The sequence below is a fragment of the Corallococcus sp. 4LFB genome (assembly GCF_046520365.1).
Classification (GTDB): Bacteria; Myxococcota; Myxococcia; order Myxococcales; family Myxococcaceae; genus Corallococcus; species Corallococcus caeni.
The window spans coordinates 1-9206 of sequence record NZ_JBKGHJ010000355.1 but is presented as its reverse complement, the minus strand read 5'-3'; the positions used below and the strand labels follow the sequence as shown (position 1 = coordinate 9206).

General features: G+C 71.8%; 6 protein-coding genes. 3 read left to right on the top strand and 3 right to left on the bottom strand.

Annotated elements, in window-relative coordinates:
* On the bottom strand, window positions 1-1184 hold a 1184-nt coding region (locus ACLEQD_RS30010; RefSeq protein WP_410388771.1), incomplete at its 3' end, for a serine/threonine protein kinase.
* Between the two features lie 335 nt (window positions 1185-1519).
* On the opposite strand from ACLEQD_RS30010, the gene ACLEQD_RS30005 reads away from it, so the two are divergent.
* The 3 genes from ACLEQD_RS30005 (at window position 1520) to ACLEQD_RS29995 (ending at window position 4728) form a co-directional block, all read left to right on the top strand.
* Window positions 1520-2896, top strand: a complete 1377-nt coding sequence (locus tag ACLEQD_RS30005; RefSeq protein ID WP_410388769.1) for a hypothetical protein — start codon at window positions 1520-1522, stop codon at window positions 2894-2896.
* Window positions 2897-3051: 155 nt separating this feature from the next.
* Window positions 3052-4107 carry a metallophosphoesterase family protein gene (locus ACLEQD_RS30000; protein ID WP_410388773.1) on the top strand — a complete coding sequence of 352 codons (1056 nt, stop codon included), beginning with the start codon at window positions 3052-3054 and terminating at the stop codon, window positions 4105-4107.
* A 123-nt stretch (window positions 4108-4230) separates the two neighbouring features.
* Entirely contained in the window at window positions 4231-4728 is a 498-nt protein-coding gene (locus ACLEQD_RS29995; RefSeq protein ID WP_410388767.1) for a hypothetical protein, read from the top strand.
* 69 nt (window positions 4729-4797) lie between these two features.
* Here ACLEQD_RS29995 and ACLEQD_RS29990 read toward each other — a convergent pair whose 3' ends face one another.
* Window positions 4798-6171 (bottom strand): hypothetical protein, encoded by a 1374-nt coding sequence (locus ACLEQD_RS29990; protein WP_410388765.1) that lies wholly within the window; start codon window positions 6169-6171, stop codon window positions 4798-4800.
* A 34-nt stretch (window positions 6172-6205) separates the two neighbouring features.
* Complete coding sequence (locus tag ACLEQD_RS29985; RefSeq protein ID WP_410388762.1) at window positions 6206-8932, bottom strand: TonB-dependent receptor domain-containing protein; 2727 nt, start codon at window positions 8930-8932, stop codon at window positions 6206-6208.
* Between the last annotated feature and the right edge of the window lie 274 nt (window positions 8933-9206).

Sequence of the window (9206 nt, the reverse complement as noted above, 5' to 3'; positions counted from 1 at the left end):
GCGCTGCCCTCCGTCGCGGGGCGCAGGGCGGACGCGCTGCCAGTCGAGCGCACGCCGGGGCTGGAGGGCCGCGCCACGCCCGGGCTGGACGGGCGGGCCACGCCGGGGCTGCCCGGGCTGGAAGACCGGCCGTTGCTGGACGGCAGCCGCGCGCGGCCCTGCGAGGGCTCCGACCCCGGCGACTGCCACGCGGCCAGCTGCTCCTTGAAGCCGGGCGGCAGCTCCACCTTGCGTCCCTCGGCGGCGAGCTCCTCCGCGAAGAGGTACGTCATGAGCTGGCTCAGCATCGTGGGCGTGAAGCGGGGCGTGTCCCGGTAGAGCAGCTCCACCGCGGACTCGCTCAGGTCCTTCGCCGTCTGGTAGCGCGCCTCGCGGTCCACCGCCATCGCGTGCGCGATGATGGTCTCCAGGTCCTCGCCGATGGTCGGGTTGACGGCGGACGGGGGCAGGCAGTCGCCGGTGATGATGCGGGGCAGCACGGTGACGAACTCGCCCTCGAAGGGGCGCCGGCCGCAGAGCATCTCGTAGAGGACGATGCCCGCGGCGTACACGTCCGTGCGCGCGTCCAGGTCCTGCCTGCCTTGCGCCTGCTCCGGGGAGAAGTACGGGTACTTGCCCTTGAGCGTGCCCGGCGACGTCTTGGCCTCCACGGCGCTCGTCGCCTTGGCGATGCCGAAGTCGATGACCTTGACCTCGCCCTCGTAGGAGATGAGGACGTTGTCCGGGGACACGTCGCGGTGGACCAGGCCCAGCAGCTGGCCGTCCTCGCCCACGTGGCGGTGCGCGTAGTCCAGGCCCTCGCACAGCTTGCTGGCGATGTGCAGCGCCAGGGGCTGGGGCATGAAGCCGATGCCCGCGCGCGCCGCGCGGCGCAGCACCTTCGACAGGGGCTGGCCGTGCACCAGCTCCATGGCGATGAAGTACTGCCCGTCCACCTCACCGAAGTCGAAGATCTGCGCGATGTTCCCGTGCGTCAGGCCCGCCACCAGGCGCGCCTCGCTGATGAACATCTCCACGAAGTCGTGGTCGTCCACGAAGTGCGGGAGGATCTGCTTGATGACGCAGGGCTTGGTGACGCCCATCGCGCCCGTCATGCGCGCGCGGTAGGTGACCGCCATGCCCCCCGCGGCAAGCTTGGAGACCAGGACGTACTTGCCGAATTGCTGGGGACTGGGTTCTGCCACGGGCGGGAGGCGGGGCCGGGATTGGGGAAGCCCCAGCATACTCGTCTTCCGCTGAAAGTCCCGGTCGCGCTCGCATGGCATGCGAAGATTTCGCTCCCAGTGCTGGACGGGCTGCCACGGGCGTCCTGGTGGGTCGGAACCGCCCTTGGGGAGGACGGGACGTCCCAGGTGGGGGCCGGGGGGGCGTGAGGCGGACTGTTGTGCCTGTTCACACTTCTTCACGCTGCTTCGTTCAGCGCCTTCCGGGGGCGGGGTTATCACCTGCGCCATTCCGGGCTTCGGGCCGGGGTGGGGCGGGGCTGGAAGGCCGCCCCCAGGGAAGCGAGACGACGGTCATGGGGCAAGGGCGCCCGGTGTGGAGTGCGCGGGCCACCTTCGCGGTGGTGCTGGGGCTGGTGCTGGCCTCGGGGGGCGCGCGGGCGCAGGACGGCGGGGGCTTTCTGTCCGCCTTCGAACTGCTGGCGAGGGGCCCCGAGCTGGGCGGCAGTGACATCCCCCGGGACGTGCCGCCGCGCCGGGCCGCCGCCGCGTCGGTGGTGCCGCCGGAGGTGATGGCCCGGGTGCTGACGGAGGAAGGGCCCCGGCCGGTGCCCACGGCGTCCGCGGCGGAGTCCGGCCCTGTGGTGGCGCCGGAGGACGCCAGCGCGGCATCCCAGGTGGCGCCGGAGGGGGGCCGGGTGTCGGCGCCTGACGTGCACCTGACGGAGCGTGGGCCGAGGCCGCCGTTCAAGGCGCTGCCGGTGGCGGTCGCGGTGGTGCCCGGGGTGCTGCTGCACGGGTTGGGGGCGTGGTCGGCGGGGGACTCGGTGACGGCGCGGGGCCTGTTCGCGGCGGAGGCGATAGGGCTGGGGTTGATTGGCGCGGGGCTGGTGCCCATCGCGTTGACGGGCGCGTCGCGCAAGACCATCGGGCCGCTGTACGCGGTGACGCTGACGGGGGCGGGGGTGTTCTCGCTGTCGATGCTGGCGAACCTGTACGCGGTGACGTCGCCCGCGTTCGACCCGGGGCGGGTGCCGGACACGCTGCCGCCGTTGGAGTTCGACCTGGGCTACCAGTACGTGAACGACGCGTCGGCGGAGTACCGGAACTTCTTCGCGCTGGACGCGGTGGCGCGGCTGTCGGCGGTGCGGCTGGAGGCGTCCGCGCGGCTGGCGCCGGACGAGGGCAACACGTTGATCCGCGCGGGCGCGGCGTACCGGCTGTGGGGCGCGCCGGAGCGGACGCTGGGGCTGGGGGACGGCACGGCGCTGGATGTGGAGGGCTTCGCGACGTACCACCGCTATCCGACGGAGGGCTTCACGCTGGGAGGCGGGGAGCTGGCGCTCAAGGGGCGCTACGCGATGGCGCGCTTCGGTCCCCGCTTCTCGGGCTCGTTCGTGGAGGGCGGCGTGGGGCTGTCCTTCCAGGGCTACAGCTATCCGGGGCGCGTGGACGACGACAACCTGCACGGCCAGTTGCTCTACACGTTCGGTTACGGCGTGTGGCTGGGGCGCGGCGGGCCGCTGCGGGGCGAGGCGGTCCTCTTCTACGACCACCGCAAGGACGGGCTGGTGGGAGGGCTCCGGGGCCGAGGTGGCGGGGTGATCGGGTCGTTCGGCCTGAAGGGGCGCGTGCTGCTGACGGAGCGCTGGGGCGTGGCGGCGGAGGCGCAGGCGGGTGGGGCGCTGATGGGGCGGCTGTCGCTGGTGTACGCGGTGGGAGGTGACACGTGAGCGGGGCGCGCGAGCAGGACGCGGTGCGGAGGGGCGCGCACGAGGCGGCGCGGATCCACGCGAACGCGGGGCGCGGATCCGCTGCCAGAGGCGCACGTTCGCGGTACGGGCTCCGAGCACTGGGCGTCGCTGCGGCCCTGCTGTCCACGGGCTGCGTGCGGCCCAGCGAGGACCGCGCGGTGCGGGACACGCGCGTGGGTCAGGCGCAGGCGGACGCGCTGACGGTGGAGGTGGAGGGCGGGCTCGCGTCGGTGCGGACGCTCTCCTCCGGCACGCTGGAGCTGTGGGGCCAGGCGCCGGTGTTCACCACGCGCGTCACCGCTGGAGCCGATGCGCGCACGGACTGGCTGTTCACGGTGCACAACGCGATGCCGGCCGCGGTGCTGGACGCGGTGGACGAAGCGGGTACGCCGCTGACGGTGGAGGCGCTGCCGGACGCGCACCCGACGATGAAGGCGTGGCGCGTGGCCTTGAGGCCAGGGACGACGGCGCGCCTGACGGTGGCGCCGCCGGACTGGGACACGCGCGAGCCGTTCCGTTTCGCCGCGCTGGCGGACGTGCAGGAGGCGCTGTCGAAGGTGGGGGACATCTACGCGCGGCTGAACCAGGACCCCTCCCTGCGCTTCATCTTCTTCGCGGGGGACCTGACGGAGTACGGCACGCGCGAGCAGTTGGAGGAGTTCCAGCAGCGGCTGGAGGCGGACTCGCGCATCCCGCTGTTCGCCACGCTGGGCAACCACGAGACCTTCTCGGACGACGCGCGCGAGTACCAGCGGCTGGTGGGCCGTGGCAGCCAGCACTTCACCTTCCGGGGCGTGCACTTCAGCCTGGTGGACTCCGGCAGCAGCACGGTGGATCCGATGGTGGAGGAGGCGCTGGACGGCTGGCTGGAGGAGGCGCGCGACGCGGTGCACGTGGTGGCGATGCACATCCCCCCGTTGGATCCGATTGGCGTCCGGGGTGGAGGCTTCGCGGTGCGCAACGAGGCGGCGGGGCTGGTGGGGAAGATGGCGCGGGCGGGGGTGGACCTGACGCTCTACGGCCACATCCACTCCTACTATTCGTTCTCGAACGCGGGCATCCCGGCGTTCATCTCCGGAGGGGGCGGCGCGATTCCGGAGCGCTTCGACGGGGTGGGCCGGCACTTCCTGGCGGTGGACGTGGATCCGTCGGCGGGGGTGCGGGACGTGGGGCTGGTGCGGGTGGATTGATCAGCGGGGCCTTGACGAAACACGCGGGGCCGACTTTCCGGCCCGCGAAAGGACCCCCTTGAAAGGGCACTGAACATCTGGGCAGATAGGCGCCGTTCAAACGCCTTGTGAGGAGGCCTGCCCATGTTCGATTCCCCCGAGAACGATTCCATCTCCCCCGCGCTGCGCGCGCTGCTCGAGCTGTTCGCCACGGACCTGGCGGACGTGAAGTTCCCGGACGTGGACACGGCGGTGCTGGGCGAGTCCGCGGCGCACGTGCGGGAGAAGGCGGAGGCGGTGGCCCGCGCGCAGGCGGCGCTGGACGCGGCGAGGCAGGCGCTGAACGAGAGCCAGGAGTCGTTGCTCCAGAAGGGCCAGCGCGCGCTGGCGTACGCGAAGGTGTTCGCGGAGGATGACGCGGAGCTGGGCGCGAAGCTGGAGGCCATCCACCTGCCGCGTCCGGTGCGCAAGGCGGGCGGGGCCCAGGTGGAGCCGGTGGGCGCCGCGCCGGGCAACGACGACAACGCCCCGCGCCGCCGCGGCCGTCCCCCCAAGCTGCGCCCGGTGGCCAACCTCTTCACGGACGGAAGCAACGGCCCGGACTCCGCGCAGGACGACGCCCCGGCCAGCCTCCAGTCGTAGCCCGCAAGAAGAAGACCGCGTGCCCCCGTACGGCGTTCCGGGAGCACGCGGTCCTGGTTCTCCGAAGGGCTAGTTCTTCGGGAACGCAGTCCAGCCGCTCAGCCAGTTGCTGCTGCCCACCGCGCCGACGAAGCGCGCGCTGGCGTCGAAGCCCGCGCCCGGCGTCGCCGCGTTGTCCGGGTTCAGCGCAGGGGAGCCCGCCGCCGGGGTGAAGTCCGGGGCGTCCAGGTTCAGCGCCGCCGTCAGCTGCGCGTCCACGACCTTGTTGTTCAGGCCCGCGGCCAGCACCTTCTCCGCCTCCACGAACTTGCTCACGTCCGGATCCGTCACCGTGCCCGCCGCGTCCTTCTTCGGGTTCGGCGCGTTGGGGATGGACACCGTGTCACCCTTGTTGGACCAGAAGAACGCGTTCTGGATGGACAGCTCCGGCGTGGCCGCGTTCCACAGCGCCGCGGAGGCCGTGCCGTCCACGTCGACCGCCTTGTCCGCGAAGTTCGCCACGATGACGTTGCGCAGGATGCCGCCCGCGCCCGTGTTGAACACCAGGCCCTCCTGCGCCGGGGTCGTGCCCGCCGCGCGGCCAGAGCCGATGAACGTCGCGTTCCAGATCTCCGGCACCGTGTGCGGCTGCGCGGCGTTGTCGTTCTTGTTGCCGGAGGCCTCGATGCCGCGGTTGCCCACGGTGGCGTTCTGCTGCACCACCAGGAACTGCACCTTGCCGCGCCAGCCCAGGTCGTAGTCCAGGCCGTCGTCGTCCGGCTGGCTGATGACCAGGTGCTTCAGGCCCGCCGTGCCGCCGAACATCTCCACGCCGTCGTCGGCGCCCTTGTGCACCTGCACGTAGTCGATGTCCGTCGCGCTGCCGCACGCGCCCGTCGTCAGGCCGTTGAGCTCGTTGTCCTCGGCCAGCTCGTAGCCCGCGAACTCGATGCGCGCGTACTTCAGCTTGCCGCAGTCATGCGCGTCGTCCGTGCCGCCGTACTTCGTGCGCGTGTCACCGCTGGTGGCGAAGAAGCCCTCGATGGTGTTCTCGCCGCCGGCCACGTTGATGCGCGCCTTGCCCAGCAGCACCACGCCGCCCCAGTCCCCCGCCGCGCGCGTCCCCTCCGCCTGCGAGCTGGTGAAGACGATGGGCTTCTCCGCCGTGCCCACCGCGTTGAGCTTCGCCTCGCGGGTGATGACCAGCGCGCTGCCCGAGTCACCCTTGATGGTGACGCCCGGCTCGATGGTGAGCGTGCCGCCCTCCACGAACACGTAGTTCTTCAGCGTGTACGTCGTGCCCGCCTTCCACGTGGTGTCGCCGGTGATGCTGCCGGACACGTCCTGCTCGGTGGCCTGCGGGTCGCCGCCGTCCGGGGTGTTGTTCGGCTTGTCGTCGTCGCCGCAGCCGGCCAGCAGCGCGAGGCTGGAGAGGGTGAGGACGGAGGCAAAGAGGCTCTTCATGTCGGTGCGTCCTTTCGGAGGGAAATGGGAGGAGCTACAGGGCCCAGCCGAGCGACGCGGTGAACGCCACGCCGGGCTTGTACGTCTGCACCGTCACGTCCCCCTGGCGGAGGGTGACGGACGCGTTGAGGAGGTTCGCGGCGGTCAGCTTCAGCTGCGTCGCGCCCAGCTTCTGGGTGAGGCTGAGGTCCACGCGGTGGAAGGGCCGCTCGTACACGTCCGGCAGGCCCTGCACGCCGACCTCGCTGATGCGCTGGCCGTACACGTTGTAGAGCACGGCCACTTCCGTGCCGCTCTCCGGCCGCTCGTAGCCCACGTTCACGTTGATGACGTAGGGGGACTGGCCCTGGAGCGGGCGGTCCTTGTTCGTCTGCGCGCCCACCACCGCGGAGTCACCCAGGTCCACCTGCGACTGGATGAGCGTGAGGTTCGCGCCCACGCGCACCGGGCGCAGCGTGGGGCTGAAGCGGGCCAGCGACGTGCGCGCCTCCAGCTCCACGCCGTAGCTGTCCGCGCCCGCGGCGTTCTCGAAGCCCAGGTCGCCCGAGTCCGGGTTGCGGATGACGCGCTCGATGGGGTTCTGGAAGCGCTTGTAGAAGGCGCTCGCGGCCAGGACGTCGTTCTCCCCCACGAACCACTCGGCGCGGAGGTCCACGTTGTGGATGCGCGTCTCCAGCAGGTCGGGGTTGCCGGACACGTTCCGGCGGCGCACGAAGTCGAAGAAGATGAAGGGCGCCAGCTCGCGGAAGGTGGGGCGCGCCAGCGTGTAGCTGTAGCCCGCGCGCAGGTTCACCTCCGGCGACAGCGCGTAGGTGGCGTTGAGCGACGGCAGCACGTCCAGGTAGTGCTGATCCGCGCCGCCGCTGTCGCTCTCCACGCCGGTGAAGGGGTCCTCGAGCGTCAGCTCCTGCGAGGACGCCTCCAGGCGCACGCCGCCCACCAGGCGCAGCGGCTCCACGGGCTTGTAGTCCGCGGACACATAGCCGGCGTAGATGCCCAGGAAGGCGTTGTAGGCGTCGTCCGCGCGCGTCGTCTCGCGCACGGTGATGGAGGTGCCCACGTTGTCCGGGGAGAAGAGCTGCTCGGGGGACTGGGTGCGGTCCACCGGCTCCTCGGTGAGCAGGTATCGGAAGCGGCGCGCGTTGAAGTCGCGGAAGGACACCTGCGTGAGGCCGCCCACCTTCAGGCGGAAGTCGGAGGTGAAGGGCAGGGTGAGGTTGAGGCTGCCGCCGGTGGACGTCTCGCCCAGCTCCGCGAAGAAGCGCTCGCCGCTGTTGGGCTGGTTGGGGAAGGACAGCTGCGCGTCCGGGCTGTTGAGCGCGGCGCTGTAGAGCGTGTCGCGCGTGTCGGGCTCGTCGCGGTCCACGCGGGAGACGTTGGCCTGCCAGTCCACCTCGGAGTCACCCAGGAGCCCCAGGCGGTGGAAGCCGCGCAGCTGCGTGAAGGACAGCGCGCGGGTGATGAACTGGAGGCGGGTGCTGGCGTAGCTGTCGCCGCGCACGTTGTTGTTGCCGTTGGCCGAGTACGTGCGCGTGTCGGTGCCGCGCGTGTAGAGGCTGAAGAGGGTCAGCTCGTTGTCGCGGTCGAACTGGTAGCCCAGGCTGGCCAGGCCGCTGAGGTTCGCGGTGGAGAAGCCCTGCGTGGTGCGGGCCACGTCCTGGGAGATGAGGCTGCCGGACTCGTCGCGGGCCGCGCGGGCGAAGTCACCCGTCTGCACTCCGTCGCGGTGGCCGTAGTTGACGGTGGCCAGGTAGCCCAGGCGCTGGTTGCCGAAGCGCAGCGTGTCACCCAGGGACGCGCCCAGGCCCAGGTTGGGGGCGGCGCGCGTGGTGCGCTTCTCCCAGACGTTGGTGAAGCTCTCCCACTGGCCTTCCAGTTGCTGCGCGGACTCGCCGCCCGCGCCCAGGCGGTGGTCGCGGGGGAGCGCGTCCGGCAGGGCGCGGTCGGAGGATGCGAAGCCCAGCGTCTCACCGAAGCCGCCCTGCGCCTGGGCGTTGCGCTCGCGGAAGGTGGTGACGGTGTCGCCGCCCAGGGTGAGGCGCGGCTTGAACTCGAACTGGGACGGGTAGGTGTTGGTCTCGATGAGGAGCGTGCCGCCGCCGAAGGTGCCCGGCAGGTCCGGCGTGTAGCTCTTCACCACGTTGAGGTTGGCGAGCAGGCTCGTGGGGAACAGGTCCAGCGGCACGCTGGGCTCATCCGGCTCCGGGCTGGGCAGCAGCGCGCCGTTGAGGAGCGTGGTGGCGTAGCGGCCCCCCAGGCCGCGCAGCAGCACGTAGCGGCCGTCCACCACGGTGGCGCTGACCACGCGCTTCACGGCGTCACCGGCGCTGGAGTCCGGCGTGCGGGCGATCTCCTGCGCGCTGATGGCGTCGGAGACGGCGGCGGCCTTCTTGCGGTCCTGGAGGAGGGCGCCCTCCGCGCGGCGGTCGGAGCGGGCCTCGACGACGACCTCCTGCACCGCGCCCACGTCCGCGCTGAGCGCGACGTCCAGCTTCGTGGCCTTGCCCTTCGTGACGATGACGCCCGTGATGCGGCGGCCCTGGTACACGTCGTAGAACGCGCGCAGGTCGTACTTGCCCGGCGGCAGCGCGAGCTTGTAGTGGCCGTCCAGGTCGGTGAGGGCCTGCTTGTTGGCGCCCGTGACGACCTTCACGGTGGCTTCGATGAGGCCCTCGCCGTTGGCCTCGTCCGTCAGGCGGCCGTAGATGCCGGTGAAGCCCGGGGGTGGCGCGGCGGATCCGGCGACGGCTTCATCGCCCATGGCGGTTTCGTCGGAGGCCGTGGCCCCCGAAGGCGTGGCACCGTCGGCCGGAGTGCCGGACTGCGCGGCGGCCGGAACCGAAGGGTCCGAGGGCTGAGCCGCCTGCGCGGGAGCGGACGGATCCGCGGCCTGCGACGGCGCGGCGCTCCCAGGCTGCGCGGGAAGCGGGTTGGCGGCGCTACCGGGCTGCGTGCCCAGCGACGGCGCGGGGCGTGGTACGGCAGCGCACCGTCCGGCTGCGACGGCGCGGATCCACCTTGCGAGCCCGGCGGAG